Here is a 26,741-nt window from a genome sequence, read left to right on the forward strand (position 1 = left end):
GGGCGCATGCCTTCGGCGAGAGTATTTGGGAAAAGATGAAGGGGCGCTCAGGATCTGGCCGCCTCTTTCAGTTTGTAGATCAGGTCCAGCGCCTCGCGGGGGGTTAGGTCGTCCGGCAGGATCTGGTCCAGCATATCGGTGACCGGTGAGGCCTTCGCAGCCGGTGGCGGCGGCGGCGGTGCGGCGGAAAACAGCGGCAGATCGTCGATCAGGGCTTTTTGTCTTTCCCCCTCCCGTTCGCTCTTTTCCAATTGCTCAAGCACAACGCGCGCGCGCTCGACGACCGAGGCGGGAAGGCCGGCCAGCTGCGCCACCTGCACGCCATAGGAGCGGTCGGCCGCGCCCTTGTGAACCTCGTGCAGGAAGATCACTTCGCCCTCCCATTCCTTGACCGCGACGGTGGCGTTTTCGACGCCCTCCAGCTTGCCGGCCAGCGCGGTCAGCTCGTGGTAATGCGTGGCGAACAACGCGCGGCAGCGGTTGGCGGCGTGCAGATGTTCCAGCGTGGCCCAGGCGATGGACAGGCCGTCATAGGTGGCGGTGCCCCGCCCGATCTCATCGAGGATCACCAGCGCCCGGTCGTCGGCCTGGTTCAGGATGACCGCGGTTTCCACCATCTCGACCATGAAGGTCGATCGCCCCCGCGCCAGATCGTCGGAGGCGCCCACGCGGCTGAACAGCTGGCTGACCAGCCCGATATGCGCGCGCTCGGCCGGAACGAAACTGCCCATTTGTGCCAGCAGGGCAATCAGCGCATTCTGGCGCAGGAAGGTCGACTTACCGGCCATGTTGGGGCCGGTCAGCAGCCAGATGGCCGCGCCGTCCTCGGCGCTGAGGTCGCAGTCATTGGCGATGAAGGCATCACCGGATTGCTGGCGCAGCGCGTGCTCCACCACCGGGTGGCGGCCCGCGACGATATCAAAGGCGCGCGAGCCGTCCACCTGTGGGCGGCACCAGTTCTCGCCCCGCGCCAGATCGGCCAGCGCGGTGGTCAGGTCCAGCTCGGCCAGCCCCTTCGCGGCCTGGTTGATGCGGGCCGCCTGCGCCAGAATCTCGTCAGAAAGCCTTTGATAGAGCCGCTTTTCGATCTCCAATGCCAAATTGCCGGCGTTCAGGATGCGGGTTTCGATCTCGTTGAGCTCAACCGTGGTGAACCGCACCTGGTTGGCGGTGGTCTGGCGGTGGATATAGGTCTCGCTGAACGGCGGGTTCAGCATCTTTTCGGCATGGGTGGCCGTGGTCTCGATGAAATAGCCCAGCACGTTGTTGTGCTTGATCTTCAGCGAGGCGATGCCGGTGTGTTCGGCGTATTTCTGTTGAAACCCGGCAATGACCGAGCGCCCCTCGTCGCGCAGGGTGCGGGCTTCGTCCAGTTCGGCGTCGAAACCCGGCGCGATGAAGCCGCCATCGCGCGCCAGCAACGGCGGGTCGGCGACCAGCGCCTGATCCAGCAGGTTGAGCAGATCGTCGAAACCTACGAGGTTCTGCACCGCGGTCGCCAGCAGCACCGGCAGATCCTGACCGGCGCAGATCTCGGCAATCGCCTGCGCCTGCGCCAACCCGTTGCGGACGGCGGCCAGATCGCGCGGGCCGCCGCGCTCCAGCGACAGGCGCGACAGGGCGCGGTCTAGATCGGGGGTCTTGCGCAAGGCTTCGCGCAGATCGGCGGCGATCAGGCTGTCCTGGGCGGCAAAATCGACCGCATCCAGCCGCGCGTGGATCACGTCCAGATTGCGCGAGGGGCTGGACAGGCGTTGCTCCAGCAGCCGTGCGCCGCTTGGGGTCACCGTGCGATCCACCACCGACAGCAGCGATCCGGCCCGTCCGCCCGACAAGGACCGTGTCAGTTCAAGGTTCCGGCGGGTGGCCGCGTCGATCTGCACGACGCGATCCTCGGTTTCTTTCATCGGGGTCTGCAGCAGCGGCAGTTTGCCCTTCTGCGTGATTTCCAAATAGTCGATCAGCGCGCCCATAGCCGAGATCTCGGCCCGGCCAAAGTTGCCGAACGCGTCCAGCGTGCCCACGTGAAACAACCCGCAGATGCGTTTTTCTGCCGCAGTGCTGTCGAAACTGGCCCGCCCGATGGGGGTCAGCGCGATGCCAAGATCTTCGACCGTGTCGCGCAGATTAAACTCGGCGCCATCGGCCACGATCAGCTCGGACGGGGCCAGCCGGGCCAGCTCGGGGCTCAGCCGGACCGAGGTCAGCGGCATCACGTGAAACGCCCCGGTCGAGATGTCGGCCCAGGCCAGCGCGGCCTCGTCGCGCACCTCGGCATAGGCGGCCAGAAAGTTGTGGCGGCGCGCCTCCAGCAGGGCGTCCTCGGTCAGGGTGCCGGGGGTGACAAGGCGCACCACATCGCGCTTTACCACTGACTTAGAGCCTCTTTTCTTGGCCTCGGCCGGGCTTTCCATCTGCTCGCAGACGGCGACGCGAAAGCCCTTGCGGATCAATGTCAGCAGATAGCCCTCGGCCGAATGCACCGGCACGCCGCACATGGGGATGTCTTCGCCATTATGCTTGCCGCGCTTGGTCAGGGCGATGTCCAGCGCCTCGGCGGCGTTCACGGCGTCTTCAAAGAACATCTCGTAGAAATCGCCCATGCGATAGAACAGCAGGGCGTCTTTGTGGGCCTCTTTGATTTCCAGGTATTGCGCCATCATCGGCGTGACGTTGGACAAGGCTGCTCCCCTCTGGCGTATTCCGGGCGCGACCTTACAAATCCCCCAACCGCGACGAAAGGTGAAATCGCATAGTCGTTGAGGCGCGCCCCCGGCTGCGGTATGAGGCGAAAAGCCCCGAAGCCATGGAACCGACCGTCAAAATGCCCAAAGCGAAGATCACCAAAGAAGAGGCGCTGGCCTTTCACCTGGAACCCACCCCCGGCAAGTGGGAGGTGCAGGCCACCGTTCCCATGACCACGCAGCGCGATCTGTCGCTGGCCTACAGCCCCGGCGTGGCGGTTCCGTGTGAAGCCATCGCCGAGAACCCCGAAACCGCCTATGACTATACCAACAAGGGCAACCTCGTGGCCGTTATTTCGAACGGAACGGCGGTTCTGGGGCTGGGCAACCTGGGCGCGCTGGGGTCCAAGCCGGTGATGGAGGGTAAATCCGTCCTGTTCAAGCGCTTCGCCGACGTGAACTCGATCGATATCGAGCTGGACACCGAAGACCCCGACGAATTCTGCCGCGCGGTCAAGCTGATGGGGCCGACCTTTGGCGGCATCAATTTGGAAGACATCAAGGCGCCCGAGTGCTTCATCATCGAACAGCGCCTGAAGGAAGAGATGGACATCCCCGTCTTTCACGACGATCAACACGGCACGGCGGTGATCTGTGCGGCGGGGCTGATCAACGCGCTGCACATCTCGGGCAAGAAGATCGAGGATGTGAAGATCGTCCTCAATGGGGCCGGGGCAGCGGGGATCGCCTGTATCGAACTGCTCAAGGCGATGGGTGCCCGGCATGAAAACTGCATCGTTTGCGACACCAAGGGTGTGATCTATCAGGGCCGAACCGAGGGCATGAACCAGTGGAAGTCGGCCCACGCGATTGCGACCGAGCTGCGCACGCTGGAAGAGGCCATGAAGGGCGCCGACGTGTTCCTGGGCGTATCTGTCAAAGGCGCGGTCACGCAAGAGATGGTCGCCAGCATGGCCGACAATCCGGTGATCTTCGCCATGGCCAATCCCGATCCGGAAATCACCCCGGAAGAGGCGCACGAGGTGCGCGTTGACGCCATCGTGGCCACCGGGCGCAGCGATTACCCCAACCAGGTCAACAACGTTCTGGGCTTTCCCTACCTGTTCCGCGGGGCGCTGGACATCCACGCCCGCGCCATCAATGACGAGATGAAGATCGCCTGCGCCCACGCGCTGGCCCGTCTGGCGCGCGAGGATGTGCCCGACGAGGTGGCGCTGGCTTATGGCAAATCGCTGACCTTCGGGCGCGACTACATCATTCCCACGCCGTTTGACCCGCGCCTGATCTACCGCATTCCGCCCGCCGTCGCGAAGGCGGGGATGGACACCGGCGCGGCCCGGCGGCCGATCATCGACATGGAGGCCTATGAGCTGAGCCTCAAGTCGCGCATGGACCCGACCGCCAGCATCCTGCGCGGCCTGAACGCCCGGGCCCGCGCGGCGCAAAGCCGGATGATCTTTGCCGAGGGCGACGATCCGCGGGTTCTGCGGGCGGCGGTGATGTATCAGCGGTCGGGCTTCGGCAAGGCGCTGGTCGTGGGCCGGCCCGACGACGTGAAGACCAAGCTGGAAGCCGCCGGTCTGGGCGACGCGGTGCGCGAATTGGAGGTGGTCAATGCCGCCAACACCACGCATCTCGATGCCTACAAGGACTTTCTGTACCAGCGACTGCAGCGCAAAGGCTTTGACCGCAAGGACATCCACCGCCTGGCCGCGCGCGACCGGCATGTGTTCTCGGCCCTGATGCTGGCGCATGGGCATGGCGACGGTCTGGTGACCGGGGCCACCCGCAAGTCGGCGCATGTGCTGGACCGCATCAGCCATGTGTTCGACGCCGACGCCGCCCATGGCGCTGCCGGGATCACCGCGCTGCTGCACAAGGGCCGGATCGTGCTGATCGGCGACACGCTGGTGCATGAATGGCCCGACGAGAACGATCTGGCGACGATTGCCGAACGCGCCGCCACGGTTGCCCGCCACATGGGGCTGGAGCCTCGGGTGGCGTTTGTCAGCTTCTCGACCTTCGGGTATCCGGTGTCCGAGCGGACCGAAAAGCTGTACAAGGCCCCACAAGTGCTGGAGGCGCGCGGCGTCGATTTCGAATACGAAGGCGAAATGACCGTCGACGTGGCGCTGAACGCCCACCAGCAAGAGGCCTATCCCTTCTGCCGCCTGACCGGGCCGGCCAACATCCTGATCGTGCCTGCGCGGCACTCGGCGTCGATTTCCACCAAGCTGATGCAGGAAATGGCCGGGGCCACGGTGATCGGCCCGATCCTGACCGGCATCGACAAGCCGATCCAGATCTGTTCGACCGGCTCGACCGCGAATGACATCCTGAACATGGCCATCCTGGCCTCGTGCGACATGGCGTGATCTAATGGCGATCTGGAACCTTGGCTCGATCAATGCTGACACGGTCTATGCGCTGCCGCACCTGCCGGCGCCGGGTGAAACCCTGGCGGCCAGCGGGTTGCAGCGGTTTCTGGGCGGCAAAGGTGCGAACATGTCTGTTGCGGCGGCACGGGCCGGGGCGCATGTGCGCCACATCGGCGCCGTGGGGTCCGACGGGCTGTGGGCGCGCGACCGGTTGACCGAATACGGGGTCGACACGCGGCACATCGCGCAGGTCGATCAGCCCACGGGCCATGCGATCATCGCCGTGGATGCGCAGGGGGAAAACCTGATCATCCTGTACCCCGGCGCCAACCACGCGATCGGGGCCGATCAGGTTTCCGCCGCGCTGACAGACTCTGACACGGGCGATCTTCTGGTTTTCCAGAACGAGACCACCGCACAGGCCGAGGCCGCGAAGCTGGGCCGCGAGCGGGGTCTGACGGTGTGCTATGCCGCAGCCCCCTTCAGCGCGCCGGCAGTGCAGGCGGTGTTGCCCTATCTGGATTTCCTGATCCTGAACGAGGTCGAGGCCGCCCAGCTGCAACAGGCCACGGGGCTGGCCCCGGCCGATCTGCCGGTCGAACATGTGATCGTCACGCTGGGGTCAAAAGGCGCCCGATATCATCAACGCGGCCAGTCGGCGGTTGAGTTTCCCGCCCACAAGGTCAAGGCCGTGGACACGACCGGGGCCGGGGACACCTTTACCGGATATGTCCTGGCCGGAATGGACCGGGGGATGCCGATGGCGCAGGCCATCACCCAAGCCAACCGGGCGGCGGCGTTGATGGTGATGCGGCCCGGCACGGCAGACGTCATTCCGGACCTGAAAGAGGTGCGCGAGGCCGCGCTGGATTAAGATCCGGCAAACGGCGCGGCGCTGCCCCACAGCTGCCGGACCCGCGCATCGCGGCCGCAGGCCTTGCGATACGCCTTGTAGGCATTCAGCTGGCGTTTCGGCCCGAACCGGGTGAACACCAGTTTTTTGCCCTTGTAGTAATCTTGGTGATAGGCCTCTGCCGGATAGAACACCCCAAGCGGCAGGATCGGAGTCACGATGGCCTGACCCAGCGCACGATTCGCTTCGGCTTTGCTGCGTTCGGCCAAAGCTTTTTCGCCTGTGTTAGAGACGAAAATTGCGGTGCGATAGCTGTCGCCCCGGTCACAGAACTGGCCTCCGGCATCGGTGGGATCGACCGAGCGGAAAAACAGGTTCAGCAAAGTTTCACGGGAAACGCGGGCCGGGTCAAAGGTGATCTGCACCGCCTCGTAATGGCCGGTGCCGCCGCTCGTGACCTGGCTGTAGGTGGGGTTCGGGGTCGTGCCGCCGGAATAGCCCGAAACCGCCTCGATCACGCCGGGTACGGACTCGAAATCGGCTTCGACGCACCAGAAACAGCCGCCGGCCACGGTCAGCGACTCGGTCCCGGCCGCCGGGGCCGGCTGAGCGCGCAGGATCAGCGCCAGCGCAATCAGCGCAAACAGAAGGGTCAGCTTGATCTGGTCGAGGCAACGGGTCATGGCGGACCTCCTTTCCGCCTCAGGCTGCCGCGCATTGGGGCGGCTGACAATCGGCTGAAACCGTTTGTCACGCGGTGGTGAGACGAGTTTATCGCCTAGCCCAGCAGCTGCCCCAGCTTCATCGCGACGCCCATGTCGCCCGAGATCTTGAGCTTGCCCATCATCACCCCGGTCATCGGGTTCAGCTTGCCGGTCAGCAGTTTGCCCAGGTTTTCGCGCGAGATGCGGATGGTGCAATCGGTCTCGCGGTCCTGGGTGCTGGCCGTGTTGTCGGCCAGCACGATCACGCCATCGGCGCCGCAATCAAACTTCAACGAGCCGTCAAAGCGCTTGTCGGCCAGCCCTTTCTGGATTCCCTCGGCGATCTCCTGCAGCATCCCTGCCTCCCTTTTTTCGCTTTTGCGTTCGGGGTGACAGAGGGCAGGGGCCGGGGCAAGCGTGACCTTACGGGAAACCGCTCAGCCCAGGGCGTGCTGCGTGCGCGGGCAGGGATGACCGTCGTAGAACGCATCCAGAACCGCCTGGAATTCGGGGGGCGCATCGGGCACGGTGCCGAACAAGGTCATGGACGACCGCAGCTTCTTGGCATCCACCTTGCTCAGAATCTCGGCCGGGTCCTTGCCGGCGTGGGTCAGCATCAGCCGGGCCACCTCGGTCAGGCGGCGGCGCAGTTCGGGGTGGGCCAGGTAGGCCGCAGCCTCGTCCAGATCCTCGATCCCGTAGAGTTGCGCCATGTGCGATTGGCCCAGCTCGGCCAGTTGCGGAAAGACGAACCACATCCAGTGGCTGGTCTTCTGCCCCTGTTCCAGTTCGCGCAGGACATCGGACCAGACCGTGTCCTGCGCTTCGATGAACATTTCCAGTTCGTCGTTTATGCCGTCATCCTCGGTCACTTGGACAACCGCTTGTCGCGCGCCGCCAGCAGCTTGAGCCGCAGGGCGTTCAACTGGATGAAGCCCGCGGCGTCTTTCTGGTCATAGGCGCCGGCGTCTTCTTCGAAGGTCACATGCGCCTCGGAATACAGCGAATGATCCGACCAGCGGCCCACGGTCGAGGCCAGACCCTTGTAGAGTTTCACGCGAACGGTGCCGGTGACATGTTCCTGGCTTTTGTCGATGGCGGCCTGCAACATCTCGCGCTCGGGGCTGTACCAGAAGCCGTTGTAGATCAGTTCCGCATATTGCGGCATCAGCTGGTCTTTCAGGTGCATCGCGCCGCGATCCATGGTGATGGATTCGATGCCGCGATGCGCTTCCAGCAGGATGGTGCCGCCCGGTGTTTCATAGATGCCGCGCGATTTCATGCCCACGAACCGGCCCTCGACCAGATCGAGACGGCCGATGCCGTGCTTGCCGCCGTATTCGTTCAGCTTGGTCAGCAGGGTGGCGGGGCTCATCGCCTCGCCATTGATGCTGACCGGGTCGCCTTTTTCAAAGCCGATCTCGATATATTCGGGCTCGTTCGGGGCGTCCTCGGGGTGGACGGTGCGCTGATAGACATAGTCGGGCGCCTGAACGGCGGGATCTTCCAGAACCTTGCCCTCGGACGAGGTGTGCAGCAGGTTTGCGTCCACCGAGAACGGCGCCTCGCCGCGCTTGTCCTTGGCGATCGGGATCTGGTGCGCCTCGGCAAATTCCAGCAGCTTGGTGCGGCTGGTCAAGTCCCACTCGCGCCAGGGCGCGATCACCTTGATGTCGGGGTTTAGCGCATAGGCCGCCAGCTCGAACCGTACCTGGTCGTTGCCCTTGCCGGTGGCGCCATGGGCCACCGCGTCAGCGCCGGTTTCCTTAGCGATCTCGATCAGGCGTTTCGAGATCAGCGGACGCGCGATGGACGTGCCCAGCAGATAAAGCCCCTCGTACTGCGCATTGGCGCGGAACATCGGGAAGACGAAATCGCGGACGAACTCCTCGCGGATGTCCTCGATATAGATGTTCTCAGGCTTGATCCCCAGCAGCTCGGCCTTCTGGCGGGCGGGCTCCAGTTCTTCGCCCTGACCCAGATCGGCGGTGAAGGTCACGACCTCACAGCCGTACTCGGTCTGCAGCCATTTCAGGATGATCGAGGTATCAAGGCCACCGGAATAGGCCAGAACAACTTTCTTGGGCGCGGACATCTGACTTCCCCTTATGCGTAAGACGATTGGCCCCTAGCGGGTTTTCGACGTGGGGGCAAGAAGCAGTGGGTTGACCGGGCGCTGCGAATAAGCGCACACCAGAGACAACCAAAGATTGTCAAAGGGGTTTTTTGAATGCTTGGATGGAAGATTTTCGCCCATTCGCTGCGGATGGTGTTCGGCAATCTGCCGCAGGTTCTGCAAATCGTTCTTGGTCCGGCCGTGATCGGAACCGTCGTAGTCATCGGGCTGTTTCTGGTGTCCGGCATTCCGGTCGAAGCCTTTGACGACAGCGATACAGGATTGCCGCCCGAGGTGAATCCGGCATCATTCATCCTGTTCATCATACTTTTGGCGATCGTGATGCTTGTCACCATGGGCTGGATCGCCGTGGCGTGGCACCGCTTCATCCTGCTCGAGGAGTATCCCAGTGGGCTTCTGCCGACCTTCCGGTTCGACCGCATCCTGGCCTATTTCGGGCGCGGGCTGATGTTGATACTCCTGTTTGCGATCGGATACCTGCCGATGCTTGTGATGATCGGAATGTTGGGCGAGGGCGCGATCGCGGTTTCGATCTTTCTGACGATCCTTTACATCGTGTTCCTGACCGTCTGCTTCTATCGGTTGTCCATCATCCTGCCTGCGGCCGCCATCGGCCATCCGATCACGCTGGGCGATGCGTGGAGCAACACCCAAGGCACTTGGGCCACCATCCTCGTTTTGGTTCTGGTTTCGATCCTGTTCCAGTTCCTGGTGCAGCTGGCCGGTGGCGTTCTGTCGATGATTCCGGTTCTGGGGGTTCTGATCGCCGTGTTCTTCGGCATGGTGATCCTGCCGATGATCAGTGTCAGCATCCTGACCACGATGTATGGCGTGTTCATCGAAAAACGCGAACTGGGCTGATCGTCCGTACACCGATGTATTCCTTGCCCTTGTCGGCCTGATGGGGCAGGGAATGCGGCATGAGTGATTTCATGACCCGCGCCCGCGCCGCCGAACAGGCGATGCGCACCGTGTTTCCTGCAACCCCGTTGCAGCGCAATACTCATCTGTCAAAGAAATACGACGCCGACATCTGGCTGAAACGTGAAGACCTCAGCCCGGTGCGGTCCTACAAGATCCGCGGCGCGTTCAATGCCATGCGCAAGCAGCAGGGGCAGGACCTGTTCGTCTGCGCCAGCGCCGGCAACCACGCGCAGGGCGTGGCGTTCATGTGCAAGCACATGGATGTGCGGGGCGTCATCTTCATGCCGGTCACCACGCCGCAGCAGAAGATCCAGAAAACTCGGATGTTCGGCGGCGACAACATCCAGATTCACCTGACCGGCGACTATTTCGACCACACGCTTGCCGCGGCTCAGGACTGGTGCGCGCAGCAGGGTGGGTATTTCCTGTCGCCCTTCGACGATGACGACGTGATCGAGGGGCAGGCCTCATTGGCCGTCGAAATCGAGGAGCAGCTGGGCGGCCTGCCCGATCACGTGGTGCTGCCGGTGGGCGGGGGCGGCATGTCCTCGGGCGTGGCGACGTGGTTCGGCGACCGCACTCACTGCCTGTTTGTCGAACCCGCAGGCGGGGCCTGTCTGCGCGCGGCGCTGGCGGCGGGCCATCCGGTGGCGCTGGACAAGGTGGACAATTTTGTCGACGGCGCGGCGGTGGGCCGGATTGGCGACAAGCCGTTCCGGCTGTTGCGTGACCGGCACCTGTCGGACGTGATCGTTCTCCCCGAGGACCGCATCTGCACCACTATGATCGAGATGCTGAACGTGGAAGGCATCGTGCTGGAACCCGCCGGCGCCCTTGCGATCGAGGCGGTGGGCGATGTCCAAAGCTTTGTACGCGGCAAGACGGTCGTCTGCGTCACCTCGGGCGGGAATTTCGATTTCGAACGGCTGCCCGAAGTCAAGGAACGCGCGCAGCGCTATTCGGGCGTCAAGAAATACTTCATCCTGCGCCTGCCGCAGCGGCCCGGAGCGCTGAAGGAATTTCTGAATATCCTCGGCCCCGAGGATGACATCGCCCGGTTCGAATACATGAAGAAATCGGCGCGCAATTTCGGCTCGGTCCTGATCGGGATCGAAACCGCCAAGCCCGAAAACTTTCTGCGCCTGTTCGCCCATCTGGACGATGCCGGTTTCGTCTATGCCGACATCACCGAGGACGAGACACTGGCCCAGTTCGTGATCTGACCGCTCACAGGCTCTGCGCCAGTTCGGCCAGGAACCTCTTGCGCGACTCGTCGAAGGCGGCCAGGAGCGCGTCCAGATCCACCTCGGCGCCCTGGCCCGCCGAGGCCCGTCGCTCGCCATCCTGGCACAGCTTGGAGAAGGTGTCGAACCCGAGGCTCAGTGCGCTGCCCTTCAGGAAATGCAGGTTCTGCTCAAGTTCGCGCCGTTCGGTATCGGCCTGCAGGCGGTCGATGACCTCGCCCACCTCGTCCAGAAAGATGTGAACGACCTCATCGAACTCGTCGGGCCCGACCTCATCCCGCAATTGGCGCACCCTGGGCCAGTTTATCATGCCCGTTCTCCGCATTGACCCATTTGTGACCTGACTACCGGGATCGGGTAAAGAGCACGTTAAGTCGGTCCCTGTGTGGTGATGCCGGGTTTTCACAGGTTGTTAAGATTGGACTCTTAGCGTTTCTACACCCTGAATAGGAAGTGCAGAGGCCGGCGTGCGATTGCCCAGCCAACCAGAGATCAAGTCTGATCTGGATTTTGGTGCCATCCAGAACGTGCTGGTGGTGGATGACAGCCGCCTTCAGCGTCGGATCCTCGTGGCATCGCTCAAGAGATGGGGGTTCACCGTCATCGAGGCGGACAGCGGTGAAGAGGCGCTCGACCTGTGCAGGCAAGGCCTGCCCGATCTGGTGCTCAGCGACTGGGTGATGCCTGGGATGGGCGGGCTGGAGTTCTGCCGCGCCTTCCGACAGCTGGAAAAAGACGCGTACACCTACTTCATCCTTTTGACGTCCAAGAGCGAAAAGCAGGAGGTGGCGCGCGGCCTGGACGCGGGGGCGGATGATTTCCTCATCAAGCCGCTCGAGGCAGACGAACTGCGCGCGCGGATTTCGGCCGGTGCGCGGATATTGGGCATGCAGCGTGAATTGTCGGAAAAGAACCGGCTGATCGAAAAGGCCTTGTCCGAACTGCGCGCCGCACATGACTTGATCGACAAGGATCTCATGCAGGCCCGCAGCATCCAGGAATCGCTGGTGCCCGAGCTGACCCGGGAGTTTGGCCGCTCGCGCGTCAGCCTGTTGCTCAAGCCCTGCGGTCATATCGGCGGCGACCTGGTGGGCATGTTCTCGCCCGGTGCGAACCGGATCGGGTTCTACAGCATCGACGTGTCCGGGCACGGCATCACCTCGGCCATGATGACCGCGCGGTTGGGTGGGTACCTGACCAGCCAGCATTTTGACCATAACGTGGCGATGGAGAAGCGGTTCAACAAGTTCTATGCACTGCTGCCCCCCGAACAGGTGGCCGAGACGCTGAATGCACGCCTGATGGCCGATACCGGGATCGAGGAATATTTCACGATGGTCTATGCGATCGTCGATCTTCGGTATGGCCATGTGAAGATGGTTCAGGCCGGCCACCCGCACCCGTTGTTGATCCGTGCGGATGGTTCGATGCAGTTCATGGGCGACGGCGGTCTGCCGATCGGCCTGATCGATGGGGCGACCTTCCGAAAGATCGACTTCTACATGCAACCGGGCGACCGGTTGCTGTTGTATTCCGACGGGTTCACCGAATGCCGGGTGGCCGACGGCGGGCTGCTTGACGAAGATGGGCTGTGCAGGCTGGCGAGGGACTGTCTAGCCCAGCACAACGGCCCCGAGTTTCTGGACGACATGTTCTGGCGGCTCACCCAGTCGATGCCGCCCGGCGAAACGATGGATGATGACGTCTCGGCCGTGTTTTTCGAGTTCAACGGGAATTAGCGCTCTGAAAGGTGCAAGCGGGCGAAATGGCGGTCGCCGGCATTTCCCAGCATCTGGACCGCATCGCCCGCGTTCATCCAGACCGCCTCGTGAAAGGCTTCGGTCGGCGGCCCCTGGCGCCGCACCGGGTGGGCGCGATAGATCAAGCAGATCTTTTCGGCCCACAGGTCGTATTCAGGCATGTAGGTAAAGCGCCGGAACGCGCCGACCCGGCGGGGGGAGGCGATCGACCAGCCGGTTTCCTCGAACACTTCTCGATGCAGGGCGGTGACCGGGGATTCGCCCGGATCAATTCCGCCGCCGGGCAGCTGCAGGTCGGGGCCGGGCTCGATCTGGCAGGTCAGCAGCAGGCTGCCGCCCCGGGGCAGCAGCGCATAGACTCCCACGCGCCGAGTATATCTGCGCCCCGGTTCCGGGGTTTCGCCGAACCGCCTGATCATGTAAGAGCCCTTTCAACTCTGGATCTTCGACCTATATGGTGGCGGTATGCCAACCCGTGGCGTTTAAGGAAACCCCATGTCTTTTGGAACGAAAATCGCGTGGGACGATACCGTCCTGCCCTTTCAACTCGATGTCTCGGATATGCGCGGCCGTGTGGCGCGGCTGGACGGGGTGCTGGACGGCATCCTGAAACAGCACGACTATCCCGAACAGGTCGAGGCGCTGGTGGCCGAGATGGCCCTGCTGACCGCGCTGATTGGCCAGACCGTCGCGCTGCGCTGGAAGCTGTCGCTGCAGGTGCAGTCGAACGGACCGGTGCGGATGATCGCCACAGATTACTATGCCCCGCGCGAAGAGGGCCAGCCCGCGCAGATCCGGGCCTATGCCAGCTTTGACCGCGACCGGCTGACCGATGGCGCGCCGTTCGATCAGGTGGGCGAGGGGTATTTCGCGATCCTCATCGACCAAGGCAAGGGAACGCAGCCCTATCAGGGGATCACGCCGCTGACCGGCGGATCGCTGAAGGCCTGCGCCGAGTCTTATTTCGCGCAGTCCGAGCAGTTGCCGACGCGGTTCTCGCTGAGTTTCGGAAAATCGACCGAACCCGGAGCCGGCGAACGCTGGCGGGCAGGCGGCATCATGCTGCAGCACATGCCCAAGGCCTCGCCCTTCGTGGCCACGAATGACGGTACCGGCGACATCTTGACGGCGTCGGACCTGGTGGATGGCAATGAAGGCGAAAACTGGGACCGCGTGAACATCCTGCTGGATACGATCGAGGATCTGGAAATGATCGGGCCGTCCGTGGCGCCGACCGACCTGCTGGTGCGCCTGTTCCACGAGGAACAGCCCCGCGTGTACGAGGCCCAGTCGGTGCAGTTCGGCTGCACCTGCTCCGAAGACCGCGTGCGTCAAAGCCTGTCGATCTACTCGGCCCAGGACATCGAGAAGATGACCACCGACGAAGGCACCGTCACCGCCGACTGCCAGTTCTGCGGCGCGCATTACGTGCTGGATCCGAAATCGGTCGGGTTCGAGGCCGAAGACCCGGATGACGGCTGACCTGATCCCGCGTCTGAGCGAAGCGCTTGCCCGTCCGGGTGACGGGTCCAGCGACTTCGACCTCAATCCCGGCACGGTTCTGCCTGCGGGGCGCAAGCTGCGCCCCGCAGGTGTTCTGGTCGCCGTGGACCTGGTCCGTGGCGATCCGCGCCTGATCCTGACCAAGCGGTCCTCGGCCCTGAAACATCATCCGGGGCAGATCGCCTTTCCGGGCGGCAAGCAGGACGACACCGATGCGGATGTGACCGCCACGGCCCTGCGCGAGGCGCAGGAAGAGATCGGCCTGCCGCCGGACCTGCCGCGCATTCTGGGCACATTGCCGGTGCATGAAACCGTCACGTCATTCGCCGTGACACCGGTGGTCGCGGTTCTGGAGCGCGGCTTTGACCCGGTGGCCGAACCGGGCGAGGTGGACGAGGTGTTTTCGGTTCCGCTTGCGCATGTGCTGAACCCTGCGAATTATGTGGTTGAATCGCGCATCTGGCGCGGAACACGGCGGTATTACTTCGCGGTGCCCTTTGGCCCCTACTACATCTGGGGCGCCACGGCCCGCATGTTGCGCGGGTTGGCGGCACGGATGAGCGAATGATGCGGATCACCGAAGACTGGATCACGAACCCGGCCACACAGAACGTGTGTGCAGCGCTGACCGAGGGCGGTGCGCAGGCGTTGTTCGTGGGGGGCTGTGTGCGCAATGCGTTGCTGGGGGCACCGGTCTCGGATCTCGACATCGCCACCGATGCCCGGCCGCAGCAGGTGATGGAACTGGCCGAACGGGCCGGGCTGAAGGCGATTCCGACGGGGATTGATCACGGCACCGTGACCGTGGTCAGCGACGGCATACCGCATGAAATCACCACCTTTCGCCGCGACGTCGAAACCGACGGGCGGCGCGCGGTCGTTGCCTTTTCCGACCAGGTGGAAGAGGACGCCGCCCGTCGCGATTTCACCATGAACGCGCTCTATGCCCGCCCCGACGGCAGCATTCTGGACCCGCTGGGCGGCCTGCCTGACCTGCAGGCGCGGCGCGTGCGGTTTATCGGCACGGCCGGGGATCGCATCCGCGAGGACTATCTGCGCTCGTTGCGGTATTTCCGGTTCCACTCCTGGTATGGCGACGCGCAGGCCGGGATGGACCCGGATGCTCTGGCGGCGATTGCGGCCGATCTGGACGGGCTCGACCGGCTGTCGCGCGAGCGGGTCGGGGCCGAGATGCTGAAACTTCTGGCCGCGCCCGATCCGGCCCCATCGGTGGCCGCCATGCGCAGCATCGGCGTTCTGGCGCATCTGCTGCCCGGCGCCGACGATCGGGCGCTGCCGATCCTGATCCATCTTGAATCGCAGGCCGGGCTTGCCCCCGACGCGCTGCGCCGTCTCGCGGTCATCGCAGGGCCCGAGGTTGCCGGGACTCTGCGCCTCAGCAAGGCGCAACTGGCCCGCCTGACCCGGATCCGAGACGGCGCGCAGGGCGGTGCTGGGGCGGCCGAATTGGGATATCGGCTGGGCCAACCAGACGGACAGGACGCGGCCCTGTTGCGCTGCGCCTTTCTGGAACAACCCTGGACGGCTGAAACGAGCGCGGCCGTCGAAAAAGGGGCGTCGGCGACCTTCCCGGTCAGGGCCGCCGATCTGCTCGGGCGTTACTCTGGCCCGGCGCTGGGCGCGAAACTGGCCGAACTGGAAAGCCGCTGGATCGACTCGCATTTCACGCTGGACCGGGACGCGTTGCTGCAAGATTGACGGGAAGTCTCAAAAGGGGATGACAAGTCCTTGGGTTTCCGGCTAGGGTGCGCCTGTCTCATGGATGGAGGACTGCGAATGTATTACGGGATCTGGTTCGGCTAAAGCCAGAACACCTGACCCGTACGGTTGGTGTTTTGGCGCCATCTGCTTTCGCATTTTCAATTTTCCTGCTCGATCGGAGCACCTCCATGTTTCGCTATTTCGAAAACCTCGTTGACCCTTTTGTTGCCTATGAAGAGGTCGACACGCCGCCGACACGGCTGTGGCCCTTCATGCTGGATTATTCCCGCCCTTTTCGGCGCGTCTTCTTCTGGGCCGCGCTGATGTCGATCATCGTGGCCGCGGTCGAAATCGGGCTGATCTATTACATGGGCCGGGTCGTCGACCTTCTGGGCGGATCGCCGTCCGAGGTCTGGCAGGCCCACGGGACCGAGCTGGTTCTGGTCGCGCTGTTCATCCTGTTCCTGCGCCCGATCCTGCATGTGCTGGACGTGCTGTTGCTGAACAACGCGATCCTGCCCAATTTTGGCACACTGATCCGCTGGCGGGCGCACAAGCACGTTCTGCGCCAGTCGGTCGGTTGGTTCGAGAATGATTTTGCCGGGCGCATCGCCAACCGCATCATGCAGACCCCGCCCGCTGCGGGCGAGGTGGTGTTTCAAGTGTTCGATGCGATTTCGTTCTCGCTGGCCTATCTGATCGGCGCGGCGATCCTGCTGATGGCCGCCGATCCACGCCTGCTGCTGCCGCTGCTGATCTGGTTCGCGCTCTATGCGCTGCTGGTGCGCTGGACGGTTCAGCGGGTGGGACCGGCCTCGCAGGCCGCGTCCGATGCGCGGTCCACGGTGACGGGCCGGGTAGTGGACAGCTATACCAACATCCATTCGGTGAAAATGTTCGCCCATGCCCAGCAGGAACTCGATTATGCGCGCGAAGCGATCGAGGAGACCCGGCGCACCTTCCAGATCGAAATGCGTATCTTCACCATCATGGATGCCGTTCTGGTCGCGCTGAACGGCGTGCTGATCATCGGTGTGGTCGGCTGGGCCATTTACCTGTGGATGCAGGGCAGTGCCTCGGTTGGGGTGGTGGCGGCGGCCACCGCGCTGACGCTGCGGCTGAATGCCATGACCGGCTGGATCATGTGGGCATTGACCAGCTTCTTCCGCCAGCTGGGCGTCGTGGCCGAGGGGATGGAGACCATCGCCCAGCCCGTCGACCTGCTGGATGCGCCGGGCGCCAAGCCGCTGCAACTGACCGATGGCCGGATTGAGATCCGCGACCTGTCGCACCACTATGGCCGCGAGACCGGCGGGCTGGATCATGTCAATCTGACCATCCAGCCGGGCGAAAAGGTCGGCTTGATCGGGCGGTCGGGGGCCGGGAAGTCGACCTTGGTCAAGCTGCTCTTGCGGTTCTACGACGTGGAAAGCGGCGCGATCCTGATCGACGGGCAGGACATCCGCACCGTCACCCAGGACAGCCTGCGCCGCAATATCGGCATGGTTCAGCAGGACAGCGCGCTGCTGCACCGCTCGGTGCGCGACAACATCCTGTATGGCCGCCCCGATGCGACAGAAGACCAGATGATCGCCGCCGCCAAACAGGCCGAGGCGCATGACTTCATCCTCGACCTGCAGGACCCGCAGGGCCGCGCCGGCTATGACGCCCATGTGGGCGAGCGCGGCGTCAAGCTGAGCGGCGGGCAGCGGCAGCGGGTGACGCTGGCGCGGGTGATCCTGAAGGACGCGCCGATCTTGTTGTTGGACGAGGCCACATCCGCCCTAGATTCCGAGGTCGAAGCCGCAATCCAGGAGACGCTGTACGGCATGATGCAGGGCAAGACCGTGATCGCCATCGCGCACCGGCTCAGCACCATCGCCCAGATGGACCGCATCCTGGTGATGGACGGAGGCCGGATCGTCGAGGAAGGCACCCATGCCGATCTTTTGGAGCAGGGCGGTCTTTACGCCCAGTTCTGGGCGCGCCAATCTGGCGGCTTCATGAACCCCGGGGCCGCGGACGAGGCAGCAGAATGACGGTCGCAGACCTGATCAAACCGTTTGAACCCACCCAGACGCCCCCGCCGCAAAGGCTGGGGGCGTTCGTTCGCTGGTGCCTGACAGGGGCCTGGCCCATGTTGTTCGCCGCTGCGCTGTTTTCGGCCCTTGCAGGTGCAATGGAGGCCGGAACCGCCTGGATTCTGGGCTGGGTGATCGACATGGCGACTGCCAGTGGGCCCGAAAACTTTCTGACACCGCGAAACCTGTGGATGATCCTGGGGGCTGTGGCGTTCTTCATGTTGATCCGACCGCTGCTGTTCGGGCTGTCCTCGGTGTCGAACAACTATATCGTCATGCCCAACATCCCGCCGCTGGTGCTGGCAAAGCTGAACCGTTGGACGCTGGGCCAGTCGGTCGCCTATTTCGACGACGATTTTGCCGGCCGCATCGCGCAGAAACAGATGCAGACGGCCAATGCGCTGACATCGGTCGTATCGGAGACCATCAGCGCCATCGTCTTTGCCCTCGCCTCGCTTGTCGGATCTTTGCTTTTGTTAGGGTCTATTCACCCCTTGGTTATGCTGCCCTTCGTGGCTTGGCTGGCGGTGTATTTCCTGCTGGTGCGCTGGTACCTGCCGCGCATTCGGACACGCTCGGCCGCGCGGGCCGGGGCGCGGGCGATGGTGTCTGGGCAGGTAGTGGACACGATCACCAACATCAAGACGGTCAAGCTGTTTGCCCATTCCGAGTTCGAGGATCAGGCCGCCCGCGACTCGATGGTTGCGCTGCGCGACAAGTCGCTGGCCTTCGGCAAGCTGTCGGCCAGTTTCCGGTTCATTTTGATGACCTTGGCCGGGCTTCTGCCGGTTCTGCTTTTGGGCGCCACCTTGTGGCTTTGGCAGGTCGGGTCGGCGACCACCGGGGATATCGTGGCGGCGGGTGCCATCTCGATTCGCATCGCACAGATGACGGGCTGGGTCAGCTTCACCCTGATGGGGATCTACGCCCATGTGGGCGAGATCGAGAACGGCATGAAAACCCTGGCGCGGCCCGACCGGGTCGAGGATGCGCCGGACGCCATCGAGCTGGCAGTGCCCGAGGGCCGGATCGAGTTCCGCGATGTCAGCTTTGCCTATGGTCGCGACGTGGGCGGGGTCTCGGACCTGACGCTAAAGGTGCAGCCGGGGGAGAAGCTGGGGATCGTCGGCGCCTCGGGGGCGGGCAAATCCACCCTGGTTTCGCTGCTTCTCAGGCTCTACGACAGGGAAAATGGCCAGATATTGATCGACGGGCAGGACATCGCCCGCGTCACGCAGGACAGCCTGCGCCGCCAGATCGGCATGGTCACGCAGGAAACCGCGATGTTCAACCGCTCGGCCCGCGACAACATCCTGTACGGCCGACCCGATGCCACCGAGGACCAGATGATCGCCGCGGCCCAAAAGGCCGAAGCGCATGACTTTATCCTCGATCTGCAGGACGGGCAGGGGCGCAAGGGATATGACGCGCATCTGGGCGAGCGCGGCGTCAAGTTGAGCGGCGGCCAGCGGCAGCGCATCGCGCTGGCCCGCGCGATCCTCAAGGACGCGCCGATCCTCGTGCTGGACGAGGCGACCTCGGCGCTAGACTCCGAGGTCGAGGCCGCGATCCAGACCGCGCTGCACCGGGTGATGGAGGGCAAAACCGTTCTGGCCATCGCCCACCGCCTGTCCACCCTCAGCGAGATGGACCGGATCATCGTTCTGGATCACGGGCGCATCGTGGAGAGCGGGCCGCATGACACCCTGCTGGCGCAGGGCGGGCTGTATGCGCGGTTCTGGCACCGCCAGTCGGGCGGGTTCATCCAGACCGAGGCCGCCGAATAAGGGTTTTGTTGGCGCATCAGCCCGGCTATCAGGCAGGCCATGAAGCAGGAATACACCATTCTCCGCCTCGGGCATCAGGGCGACGGCATCGCCGAGGGCCCGGTCTATGCCCCCCGAACGCTGCCTGGCGAGCGGGTCAGCGGCCTGCTGGACGGCTCGGAGCTGACCGATATCAAGGTGCTGACGCCGTCGGACGATCGGGTCAAACCGCCGTGCCGCCACTACAAAAGCTGCGGCGGCTGCCAGTTGCAGCACGCCTCGGACGCCTTCGTGGCCGATTGGAAGGTCAAGGTGGTGCGTACCGCGCTGGCTGCTCAGGGGCTGCAGGCCGAGATGCGCCCGATCCTGACGTCGCCGCCGCAGTCGCGTCGCCGCGCCACCATCGCGGTGCGCCGCACCAAGAAGGGCGCGCTGGCGGGGTTCCACGGCCGCGCCTCGGACGTGATCACCGAGATTCCTGATTGCCAGCTGCTGGACCCGGCGCTGACCGCCGCCATCCCCGTGGCCAAGGCGCTGGCCGAACTGGGCGGCAGCCGCAAGGGCGTGTTGTCTGTCACCCTGACCCTATCCGAAGCCGGGCTGGACGTGGCGGTGCAGGGCGGCAAACCTCTGGACGGCCCGCTGGAACTGGCGCTTGCGCAGGCGACCGAGCAGCACGGCTTGGCGCGGCTGGCCTGGGATGGCGAGGTGATCGCCATGCGCAACCCACCCGCACAGCGTTTTGGTCCGGCCACGGTGGTCCCGCCGCCGGGGGCTTTCCTCCAGGCCACAAAAGATGGAGAACAGGCTCTAACACTGGCAGTTTTGGAGATTGTTGGCCCAGCCAAGCGTGTGGTTGATCTGTTCGCGGGCTGCGGCACGTTCTCGTTGCCGCTGGCGCAACGGGCCGAGGTTCATGCCGTTGAAGGCGCGGCTGATATGACCCGCGCGCTGGACCAGGGCTGGCGCAAGTCCACGGGATTGAAACAGGTCACGACCGAGATGCGCGACCTGTTCCGCCGCCCCTTGATGCCGGACGAGCTGCGCCGCTTCGACGCCGTGGTTCTGGACCCGCCACGCGCCGGCGCCGAGGCCCAGGTGGCCGAGCTGGCTCAGGCCCGCCGTCCGGTCATCGCCTATGTGTCCTGTAACCCTGTGACCTTCGCGCGGGATGCAAAAATTCTGGTTCAGGCGGGCTATGCCCTTGAATGGGTCCAAGTGGTTGACCAATTTCGATGGTCATCCCACAGCGAACTGGTGGGCAGCTTCAAACTGGCAGAGAACCCATGACCCGACAGGAGACCCTTCGCATGACGATCCGGCAGCGCCTGCAGGCCTTTGTCGAAAACCCGCGATTTGCGCAATTCATCACCGGCGTCATTCTGGTGAACGCGGTTCTGCTGGGCATGGAAACCTCGGACACGCTGATGGCGAAGTTCGGGCCGGTGATCGTGCTGCTCGATACCATCTGCCTGACCATCTTCGTGGCCGAGATCGCGATGAAACTGGTGGCCAACGGGCGCCGGTTTTTCCTCAATGGCTGGAACATTTTCGATTTCGTGATCGTCGGCATCGCCCTAGTCCCCGGCGGCGCCGGCATTTCGGTTCTGCGCGCGTTGCGGATCTTGCGGGTGCTGCGGGTGATCTCGGTCGCGCCGCGTCTGCGCCGGGTGGTCGAAGGGTTCATCCAGGCGCTGCCGGGCATGGGCAGCGTGTTCCTGCTGATGGCGATCCTGTTCTATATCGGCGCGGTGATATCGACCAAATTGTTCGGCGACAGCTTCCCCGACTGGTTCGGAGACCTCGGCCGCTCAGCCTATACCCTGTTCCAGATCATGACGCTGGAAAGCTGGTCGATGGGCATCGTGCGCCCGGTGATGGAGGTCTATCCCTATGCCTGGCTGTTTTTCGTGCCATTCATCATGGTCACAACCTTCGCGGTGGTGAACCTGCTGGTCGGTCTGATCGTGAATTCGATGCAGGATGCCCACCACGCCGAGGAAGGCGTCAGGACCGATGCCTATCGGGACGAGGTGCTCGAGCGGCTGGACTCGATCGAACGCCGCCTGACCGAACATATGAACAGCAAAAAGTGATTTCCGTTTCCGCCGGATTTTGGCATGATGCTGCAAAACGAGCAGGCAGTGAAATCATGGATCGTCGAGCATTTGGATTGGGTGCACTGGCAACACTGAGCCTTTCGGCTTGTGGAAGTGGGGGCCCTCGATTTCTGACCTACAACGGACCCGAGGTGACATCCATCGTTGTGAACAAGGGCGCGCGCAAGATGTACCTGCTGCATCACGAGCAGATCTTGCGCGAGTATGATGTCGAGCTTGGCTTCGCTCCAAGCGGCACAAAGGTCAAGCGCGGAGACGGCCGCACACCCGAAGGCACCTATCTGATCGACCGCCGCAACCCTCGCAGCCGATATCACCTGTCGGTCGGAATTTCCTATCCAAACGCGCAGGACGTCGCCAAGGCCAAGTCGATGGGGGTCGATCCCGGCGGCGACATCTTCATCCACGGCCAGCCGAACCTGCGCAAAGAGCGCAAGCGCGCGAAAAAGACCCCGGACTGGACCGCAGGCTGCATCGCCGTCAAGAATGACGAGATCGAAGAGATCTATGCCATGGTCAAGCCCGGCACGGTCATCACGCTGCGTCCGTGACCGGCCGCCAGTCGCCGAAACCGAACTGGACATAGTCGCGCTGATAGGCATCGGCCGCCAGCGCCTCGAGCCGGGCATCGTAGATCTGTTCCAGCCTGTAGGGCGCATCCGGCTCTAACGGGGGCGGCGCGGGCGGTGCGCCGTGGCCAAACCTGCGCGCAAGATCCGGCAGGGCGGTTGCCATCTCATCCTCGCGCAGGATCAGGTCAGGCTGGGCAAAGGCGGCGATGCCCTCCAGCACCTGCGCCTGGCTGCACCACAGCCCATCCACCCGGATCGGGGTCTGCCCCGCGAGGTTCAGCTTCAGAAACTCCAGAAACGCGGCAAAGGCCGCATGATGCTGATCCAGCGTATAATTCTGTTCGCGCAGCTGCCCCGGAATGGGCAGTTTGAACCGATTGCGCAGCGTGGCGCGGATGGCGGCATAGCTGCCCGGCCCGGTGGCAAGGATCTTGTTGCAGAATGTAGTATGGGCGCGGGCCAGCGGGTGTCGCAGCACGGTGAATTTGCGATGCCCCGGGCGCGTCTTCATCCAGCGGCGCACCTGTTGCTGGTTGCGTCGGGTCAGCAGCCCGTCGGGCGGGCAGCCGTCCAGCGCGGCCAGCCAGTGGGTCACCGCCTGCTCGGGTCCGCCGCGCACCGGCAGATATATCAGCGGCGTGTCCGGAGCCGCGACATAGCGGGGCACGCCGGGGCCGCGGCGCGGTTCGAAACTTGGTGGGCGGTGCAGGTTGAACCAATCGGTGTCGCGCAGCGCCTGTTGCATTTCCTCGGGGTTCGAGACCTTGGACAGGGCGGGTGCCGGATTCTGCGGTTTTAGGTCGGGGGCCAGCCGATCCAGCCGCGCAGCCACACCCAGCCAGGCGGCCAGCCCGTTCAGAACCTCCAGATCCGACAGGTCGTCATATCCGATGTGGAAGGCAACCTGTCCGGTGCGTTGCAGGTGGTTCAGGACCGCAAGGCGATGCTCCTGTCTCCGGTCCAGATAGTCGGCGAATTCCTGCGGATCGAAGGGCACCGTCGCATCGCGCCGCTGTTTCACGTTGGTCAGCTTCCACTGCTGGGTGGCGCGGGCGATCTTCAACGAGATGTAGCTGTCCAGCGGGTTGCGGGTCAGGATGATTTTGGCGCAGCGCGGATCGTCCAGCGCCAGCGCCAGCGCGCGCGGGTCGTGCGACGGAAAAAACCGGAACCCGTGCAGGCCGCCCGGTGCCCTGCGCACGGCCTGGATCACCGCGGCGGGGTCCTGGTCGCGCTGGTCGATGGAGAAACCCAGAACATGGGTCTCTTTCGGGTACCCGATAAAATGCGGGTTGAACAGCTCGCCATGGCAGGTCACGCCGTCCAGCGCGTTCAAATGCGTCTCGAGTAGGTTCGAGCCGGTGCGCATGTCGGCCAGGATGATGAAATGGTCAAACGGGCTGGGCATTCCGGATCATTGCACCAGATAGGGCTTGTGATAAGACCGGGTCTGGCCGCCGAACACGTCGTCGACCGGAAAATCCCCCATCAGGAAGGGGTGCATGCCTTGGTTCTTTAGGTTCTGCAGGAATTTTCCGAACCCGGTCAGATCGACCATCCTGGGCGCTTCGATCAGGTGGCCCGGCTGCGACACGCCCATCTCGTCGATGACGGTCTGCAGATGCTCGATCGGGGATTCGAGGAATTCTGCCATCGACCAGATTCGCACCCGTGCCTTGGTCCAGACGGAATCGAGCACCTCGAGCTGCTCGCTCTCGATCTTCTGCAGCCGCGCGGCCTGGGCGCGGATTTCCCCGAAATTCTGGTTCGACCGGAACAGGGGCACCGCCCAGGCGCCGGTAACGACCGAAACCTGCGCGTTCTTGTCCCGCGCCAGGAACCAGTTGATCTTTTGCGTATCGGCGGGGCCGAACTGAAAACACTGCCGCTCGCCGCGGGTGTTCCAGATCAGGTTCGACAGAAAGGCGGTTGGGTTGTAGTCACGCAGCGTCGCGCTGTCGCTGAGCGCGCCGTTGATGAGGGTTTCCCGGCCTGCGAACTCGGCCCGCTCGGGTGCGAACAGATGGCCATGGACCCGCGCGCCGGTGGTGTTGGACAGCCAGTCCTCGAAATCGACGAACAGCTCCGAAAATCCCTGAAACACCGAATAGGGGAACGCGGTCAACCCGTTCTCGCTGCCGTGGCGGGGAAAGCGGCTTTGCATGTACAGCCCGTCGCGTCCGCGGGTGCGACGCTCGACCGCGCGGGAAAACACCCGGTCGATCTTGCCCGGATTGGGTTCGGCAGGTTTCAGCGCGCCGGGCTGGTCGGACAGGAACGCCTGGTACAGCCGGTCGGCTTGTAGCCAGATTTTGCGGGCGACGAAACAGTCGGACCGGCGCAGCAGCTGCAGGTGATCGTCATAGAAGATGTGCGGCCGGCCCTGGTAGTCGAATTTAGACAGGGTCAGCGACCGGCTTTCGATCTGGGTGGAATACAGCCGCGCCAGTGTCTGGAAATAGCTTTCGTCCGGAATCCAGACATGCCGGAAATAGCGATCGTAAATCGGGCGTTTCGGGTCCTGCAGGATCGCCGACAGCGTCTGGCGGGTCAGGCACCACCACTGGCTGCCCATGTGGGGCACCAACCCGTCGGGGATTCGCCGCCGGTAGCCGACTGCGCGTTGCAGCTTTACGAACCGGTCGAACAGCTTGCGGTGCTTGCGCCACGAGAACGGAAACCGCAGCGTGAACCGCTCGGCATCCAGCCCGCCCACGGTCCAGCTGACATCGGCGGTGGTGGCGCTTTCGATGAAGTCCGCGCGCGGCCGGTCAGCCAGATAGTCGATCAGGTCCTGTACCGGGCGCAGCGGCAGGCACGCGCCCGAGGACAGAAAGACGTGACGCACGCCCGGGAAGCGGTCCAGCATCAGTTCCGCGGCCGTCTGGGTGGCCGCGACGATCCCCCAGCCGCCCCAGTGACAGACATGGCGGTCACAGAACACGATCAGCGGATCATCGGCGCAGGCCGACACGAAATCGTCATGCACCTGTCGGGCGACCTTACGATCGACATGGATCACCACAGGGCATCCCGCAGCCGTCCAGTGCCGGGCCACCTGTTCGGCCCGGCCCAGCGCGGTATGGACCAGCATGATGATGCCCAAGCTGCCATTCATGCCCAGTTCCCCTTGGACATCAGACCCAGAATCTCGAGCTGGCGCCAGTTGATGTATTTCTCGGACCATTTGCACCAGAAGACAGGCCGGTTTTCCAGCTCGGCCAGATAGGCCTTGTATTCCGCCGACCCGCGATAGTGCTGGCCCCGCCGCAGCTCTTCCTGCACCTTGGTGCCCAGGGTGTCGATCAGCTTGGCATGCAGCAAGGCGCCGCTGGCCTTTTCTCCGCCCCATTCGTCATAGACCTGGTTCAGGCCGCGCGGCAGCAAGGCATGGGTCGAACTGACATAGACATATCGCCGGTCCCATCTGACCAGCGGGATCTTGTTCAGGGCCGGGGCCTTTTCCGGCCGGTCCCGGAAGAACATGCGCGCGCGCGGGCCACCCTGGATCCAGAGGTTGCCGTATACGGGGTTTTTGCTGATCACATAGTTGCCCGAGTCGAACCAGGGCGCGATTTCGAACGGGTCCTGACCTTCGTGATACGGGGCCTCCTGGATCGGGCCTTCGGGGTACATGTCCAGCAGCATGGTGCCGAAGCTGCGCACCCCGGTGCCGTCCAGCCAGTCGGTCAGCGCGCGCAGCGGGCGCGTGTCGCAGAAGGGATAGACGAAGAACTCATCCGGATCGACGGTCAGGACCCAGTGGCCATGCGCGTATCGGCGCAGCAGGTGGTTGGACCAGTCAACCCCGAATGTGGCCCGGCGATAGCTGGCCGCCGTATGCCAGACCGAGACGTCGGGCTGCTGTGCCAGGTATTCCAGCGTGCCGTCATCGCTGTCATTGTCCACGAACAGAAAGTGGTCGATGCCCAGCTTTCGGTAGTAGGACAGGAACCAGGGCAGGCGGATCTTTTCGTTGCGCACCACGCTCATCAACAGGATGTCGTCCGAGCGGATCTGGCGGGTCTTGTCCTGAACGGGTTTCAGATCGCGGCCGCGGCGGGCGCAACGCAACAGACGGCGCTTGCGCCGCAGTCTCATCCGATAGGAATCCAAAAGGCTCACGCGACTGCCCAACCTTTTTCCTTACGCGAGCATGCCCGGGGCTGGTTGCGGCCAGAGTGGTGCCGGGCAATGACGTTTTATGACATTTTCGCACCTTGCAAGGCAATCTATTTAAATGGCGTTATCCAGACAGGGGTTTTCCGGGTG

The 26,741-nt window shown here is 63.7% G+C and carries 22 protein-coding genes and 1 pseudogene; 13 read left to right on the forward strand and 10 right to left on the reverse strand.

Going from position 1 to position 26,741, the window contains the following annotated elements; translation table 11 throughout:
* Positions 1 to 47: 47 nt before the first annotated feature.
* Complete coding sequence (gene mutS, locus AC2FMM_RS14295; protein WP_496796948.1) at positions 48 to 2,663, reverse strand: DNA mismatch repair protein MutS; 2,616 nt, start codon at positions 2,661 to 2,663, stop codon at positions 48 to 50.
* A 161-nt stretch (positions 2,664 to 2,824) separates the two neighbouring features.
* Here mutS and AC2FMM_RS14300 point away from each other — a divergent pair, with 161 nt between their 5' ends.
* Both AC2FMM_RS14300 and AC2FMM_RS14305 read left to right on the forward strand, forming a co-directional pair.
* Positions 2,825 to 5,080, forward strand: coding sequence for an NADP-dependent malic enzyme (locus tag AC2FMM_RS14300; RefSeq protein ID WP_496681606.1), 2,256 nt, complete (start codon positions 2,825 to 2,827; stop codon positions 5,078 to 5,080).
* Between the two features lie 4 nt (positions 5,081 to 5,084).
* A complete protein-coding gene (locus AC2FMM_RS14305) occupies positions 5,085 to 5,957 on the forward strand; it encodes a ribokinase (RefSeq protein ID WP_496796916.1) in 873 nt (290 codons plus the stop codon).
* On the opposite strand, the gene msrA is transcribed toward AC2FMM_RS14305, so the two are convergent.
* The 4 genes and pseudogenes from msrA to AC2FMM_RS14325 all read right to left on the reverse strand — a co-directional run bounded on the left by msrA (position 5,954) and on the right by AC2FMM_RS14325 (position 8,735).
* Positions 5,954 to 6,619: a peptide-methionine (S)-S-oxide reductase MsrA gene (gene msrA / locus AC2FMM_RS14310; protein ID WP_496796917.1), complete on the reverse strand. Its 666-nt coding sequence runs from the start codon at positions 6,617 to 6,619 to the stop codon at positions 5,954 to 5,956. The genes AC2FMM_RS14305 and msrA overlap by 4 nt on opposite strands.
* A 95-nt stretch (positions 6,620 to 6,714) precedes the next feature.
* A pseudogene (locus tag AC2FMM_RS14315) lies at positions 6,715 to 6,999 on the reverse strand (SCP2 sterol-binding domain-containing protein); the annotation flags it as partial.
* Between the two features lie 78 nt (positions 7,000 to 7,077).
* Positions 7,078 to 7,476: a DUF1810 domain-containing protein gene (locus AC2FMM_RS14320; RefSeq protein ID WP_496796949.1), complete on the reverse strand. Its 399-nt coding sequence runs from the start codon at positions 7,474 to 7,476 to the stop codon at positions 7,078 to 7,080.
* A 32-nt stretch (positions 7,477 to 7,508) separates the two neighbouring features.
* Positions 7,509 to 8,735, reverse strand: coding sequence for an argininosuccinate synthase (locus tag AC2FMM_RS14325; RefSeq protein WP_170373152.1), 1,227 nt, complete (start codon positions 8,733 to 8,735; stop codon positions 7,509 to 7,511).
* A gap of 135 nt (positions 8,736 to 8,870) precedes the next feature.
* Here AC2FMM_RS14325 and AC2FMM_RS14330 point away from each other — a divergent pair, with 135 nt between their 5' ends.
* A complete protein-coding gene (locus AC2FMM_RS14330) occupies positions 8,871 to 9,638 on the forward strand; it encodes a hypothetical protein (RefSeq protein WP_496796918.1) in 768 nt (255 codons plus the stop codon).
* 59 nt (positions 9,639 to 9,697) lie between these two features.
* Positions 9,698 to 10,924, forward strand: a complete 1,227-nt coding sequence (gene ilvA / locus AC2FMM_RS14335; protein WP_496796919.1) for a threonine ammonia-lyase IlvA — start codon at positions 9,698 to 9,700, stop codon at positions 10,922 to 10,924.
* Between the two features lie 4 nt (positions 10,925 to 10,928).
* Here ilvA and AC2FMM_RS14340 read toward each other — a convergent pair whose 3' ends face one another.
* Positions 10,929 to 11,255: an Hpt domain-containing protein gene (locus AC2FMM_RS14340; RefSeq protein ID WP_496796920.1), complete on the reverse strand. Its 327-nt coding sequence runs from the start codon at positions 11,253 to 11,255 to the stop codon at positions 10,929 to 10,931.
* A 163-nt stretch (positions 11,256 to 11,418) separates the two neighbouring features.
* Between AC2FMM_RS14340 and AC2FMM_RS14345 the strand changes: the two genes are divergently transcribed.
* On the forward strand, positions 11,419 to 12,684 hold the full coding sequence (locus AC2FMM_RS14345; RefSeq protein WP_496796950.1) for a PP2C family protein-serine/threonine phosphatase: 1,266 nt from the start codon (positions 11,419 to 11,421) through the stop codon (positions 12,682 to 12,684).
* On the opposite strand, the gene AC2FMM_RS14350 is transcribed toward AC2FMM_RS14345, so the two are convergent.
* Complete coding sequence (locus tag AC2FMM_RS14350) at positions 12,681 to 13,124, reverse strand: NUDIX hydrolase (RefSeq protein ID WP_496796921.1); 444 nt, start codon at positions 13,122 to 13,124, stop codon at positions 12,681 to 12,683. The two genes, AC2FMM_RS14345 and AC2FMM_RS14350, sit on opposite strands and share 4 nt — an antisense overlap.
* Positions 13,125 to 13,200: 76 nt before the next feature.
* Here AC2FMM_RS14350 and hslO point away from each other — a divergent pair, with 76 nt between their 5' ends.
* From hslO to AC2FMM_RS14390, 8 genes are all read left to right on the forward strand, one after another.
* A complete protein-coding gene (gene hslO / locus AC2FMM_RS14355; RefSeq protein WP_496796922.1) occupies positions 13,201 to 14,187 on the forward strand; it encodes an Hsp33 family molecular chaperone HslO in 987 nt (328 codons plus the stop codon).
* Positions 14,177 to 14,776: a CoA pyrophosphatase gene (locus tag AC2FMM_RS14360; RefSeq protein ID WP_496796923.1), complete on the forward strand. Its 600-nt coding sequence runs from the start codon at positions 14,177 to 14,179 to the stop codon at positions 14,774 to 14,776. Before hslO ends, AC2FMM_RS14360 begins: the two co-directional genes overlap by 11 nt.
* Complete coding sequence (locus AC2FMM_RS14365) at positions 14,773 to 15,927, forward strand: CCA tRNA nucleotidyltransferase (protein WP_496743430.1); 1,155 nt, start codon at positions 14,773 to 14,775, stop codon at positions 15,925 to 15,927. The genes AC2FMM_RS14360 and AC2FMM_RS14365 overlap by 4 nt, the downstream gene beginning before the upstream one ends.
* A 191-nt stretch (positions 15,928 to 16,118) precedes the next feature.
* Positions 16,119 to 17,969, forward strand: a complete 1,851-nt coding sequence (locus AC2FMM_RS14370) for an ABC transporter ATP-binding protein (RefSeq protein WP_496796924.1) — start codon at positions 16,119 to 16,121, stop codon at positions 17,967 to 17,969.
* Positions 17,966 to 19,798, forward strand: coding sequence for an ABC transporter ATP-binding protein (locus tag AC2FMM_RS14375; RefSeq protein ID WP_496796925.1), 1,833 nt, complete (start codon positions 17,966 to 17,968; stop codon positions 19,796 to 19,798). Before AC2FMM_RS14370 ends, AC2FMM_RS14375 begins: the two co-directional genes overlap by 4 nt.
* 39 nt (positions 19,799 to 19,837) lie before the next feature.
* On the forward strand, positions 19,838 to 21,067 hold the full coding sequence (locus AC2FMM_RS14380) for a class I SAM-dependent RNA methyltransferase (RefSeq protein ID WP_496796926.1): 1,230 nt from the start codon (positions 19,838 to 19,840) through the stop codon (positions 21,065 to 21,067).
* 20 nt (positions 21,068 to 21,087) lie between these two features.
* Positions 21,088 to 21,873, forward strand: a complete 786-nt coding sequence (locus AC2FMM_RS14385) for an ion transporter (RefSeq protein WP_496681584.1) — start codon at positions 21,088 to 21,090, stop codon at positions 21,871 to 21,873.
* Between the two features lie 56 nt (positions 21,874 to 21,929).
* Positions 21,930 to 22,448 carry a L,D-transpeptidase family protein gene (locus tag AC2FMM_RS14390; RefSeq protein ID WP_496681582.1) on the forward strand — a complete coding sequence of 173 codons (519 nt, stop codon included), beginning with the start codon at positions 21,930 to 21,932 and terminating at the stop codon, positions 22,446 to 22,448.
* Here AC2FMM_RS14390 and AC2FMM_RS14395 read toward each other — a convergent pair.
* From AC2FMM_RS14395 to AC2FMM_RS14405, 3 genes are read right to left on the reverse strand one after another with little or no spacing between them, the layout of a single operon-like run.
* Positions 22,432 to 23,877: a nodulation protein NodH gene (locus AC2FMM_RS14395; protein WP_496743434.1), complete on the reverse strand. Its 1,446-nt coding sequence runs from the start codon at positions 23,875 to 23,877 to the stop codon at positions 22,432 to 22,434. The genes AC2FMM_RS14390 and AC2FMM_RS14395 overlap by 17 nt on opposite strands.
* A gap of 6 nt (positions 23,878 to 23,883) precedes the next feature.
* A complete protein-coding gene (locus AC2FMM_RS14400; protein WP_496796927.1) occupies positions 23,884 to 25,587 on the reverse strand; it encodes a DUF5927 domain-containing protein in 1,704 nt (567 codons plus the stop codon).
* Positions 25,584 to 26,570 (reverse strand): glycosyltransferase family 2 protein, encoded by a 987-nt coding sequence (locus tag AC2FMM_RS14405; RefSeq protein WP_496711008.1) that lies wholly within the window; start codon positions 26,568 to 26,570, stop codon positions 25,584 to 25,586. Before AC2FMM_RS14405 ends, AC2FMM_RS14400 begins: the two co-directional genes overlap by 4 nt.
* Between the last annotated feature and the right edge of the window lie 171 nt (positions 26,571 to 26,741).

Source organism: Ruegeria sp. BHSC043 (assembly GCF_059612985.1).

Coding starts and splice junctions, on each gene's coding strand:
- AC2FMM_RS14405 (WP_496711008.1), bottom strand. CDS start 26,570: ATGAGACTGCGGCGCAAGCGCCGTCTGTTGCGTTGCGCCCGCCGCGGC.
- msrA (WP_496796917.1), bottom strand. CDS start 6,619: ATGACCCGTTGCCTCGACCAGATCAAGCTGACCCTTCTGTTTGCGCTG.
- AC2FMM_RS14395 (WP_496743434.1), bottom strand. CDS start 23,877: ATGCCCAGCCCGTTTGACCATTTCATCATCCTGGCCGACATGCGCACC.
- hslO (WP_496796922.1), top strand. CDS start 13,201: ATGTCTTTTGGAACGAAAATCGCGTGGGACGATACCGTCCTGCCCTTT.
- AC2FMM_RS14325 (WP_170373152.1), bottom strand. CDS start 8,735: ATGTCCGCGCCCAAGAAAGTTGTTCTGGCCTATTCCGGTGGCCTTGAT.
- AC2FMM_RS14385 (WP_496681584.1), top strand. CDS start 21,088: ATGACGATCCGGCAGCGCCTGCAGGCCTTTGTCGAAAACCCGCGATTT.
- AC2FMM_RS14370 (WP_496796924.1), top strand. CDS start 16,119: ATGTTTCGCTATTTCGAAAACCTCGTTGACCCTTTTGTTGCCTATGAA.
- AC2FMM_RS14300 (WP_496681606.1), top strand. CDS start 2,825: ATGCCCAAAGCGAAGATCACCAAAGAAGAGGCGCTGGCCTTTCACCTG.
- mutS (WP_496796948.1), bottom strand. CDS start 2,663: ATGATGGCGCAATACCTGGAAATCAAAGAGGCCCACAAAGACGCCCTG.
- AC2FMM_RS14320 (WP_496796949.1), bottom strand. CDS start 7,476: ATGTTCATCGAAGCGCAGGACACGGTCTGGTCCGATGTCCTGCGCGAA.
- AC2FMM_RS14330 (WP_496796918.1), top strand. CDS start 8,871: ATGCTTGGATGGAAGATTTTCGCCCATTCGCTGCGGATGGTGTTCGGC.
- AC2FMM_RS14375 (WP_496796925.1), top strand. CDS start 17,966: ATGACGGTCGCAGACCTGATCAAACCGTTTGAACCCACCCAGACGCCC.
- AC2FMM_RS14365 (WP_496743430.1), top strand. CDS start 14,773: ATGATGCGGATCACCGAAGACTGGATCACGAACCCGGCCACACAGAAC.
- ilvA (WP_496796919.1), top strand. CDS start 9,698: ATGAGTGATTTCATGACCCGCGCCCGCGCCGCCGAACAGGCGATGCGC.
- AC2FMM_RS14350 (WP_496796921.1), bottom strand. CDS start 13,124: ATGATCAGGCGGTTCGGCGAAACCCCGGAACCGGGGCGCAGATATACT.
- AC2FMM_RS14390 (WP_496681582.1), top strand. CDS start 21,930: ATGGATCGTCGAGCATTTGGATTGGGTGCACTGGCAACACTGAGCCTT.
- AC2FMM_RS14380 (WP_496796926.1), top strand. CDS start 19,838: ATGAAGCAGGAATACACCATTCTCCGCCTCGGGCATCAGGGCGACGGC.
- AC2FMM_RS14400 (WP_496796927.1), bottom strand. CDS start 25,587: ATGAATGGCAGCTTGGGCATCATCATGCTGGTCCATACCGCGCTGGGC.
- AC2FMM_RS14360 (WP_496796923.1), top strand. CDS start 14,177: ATGACGGCTGACCTGATCCCGCGTCTGAGCGAAGCGCTTGCCCGTCCG.
- AC2FMM_RS14305 (WP_496796916.1), top strand. CDS start 5,085: ATGGCGATCTGGAACCTTGGCTCGATCAATGCTGACACGGTCTATGCG.
- AC2FMM_RS14340 (WP_496796920.1), bottom strand. CDS start 11,255: ATGATAAACTGGCCCAGGGTGCGCCAATTGCGGGATGAGGTCGGGCCC.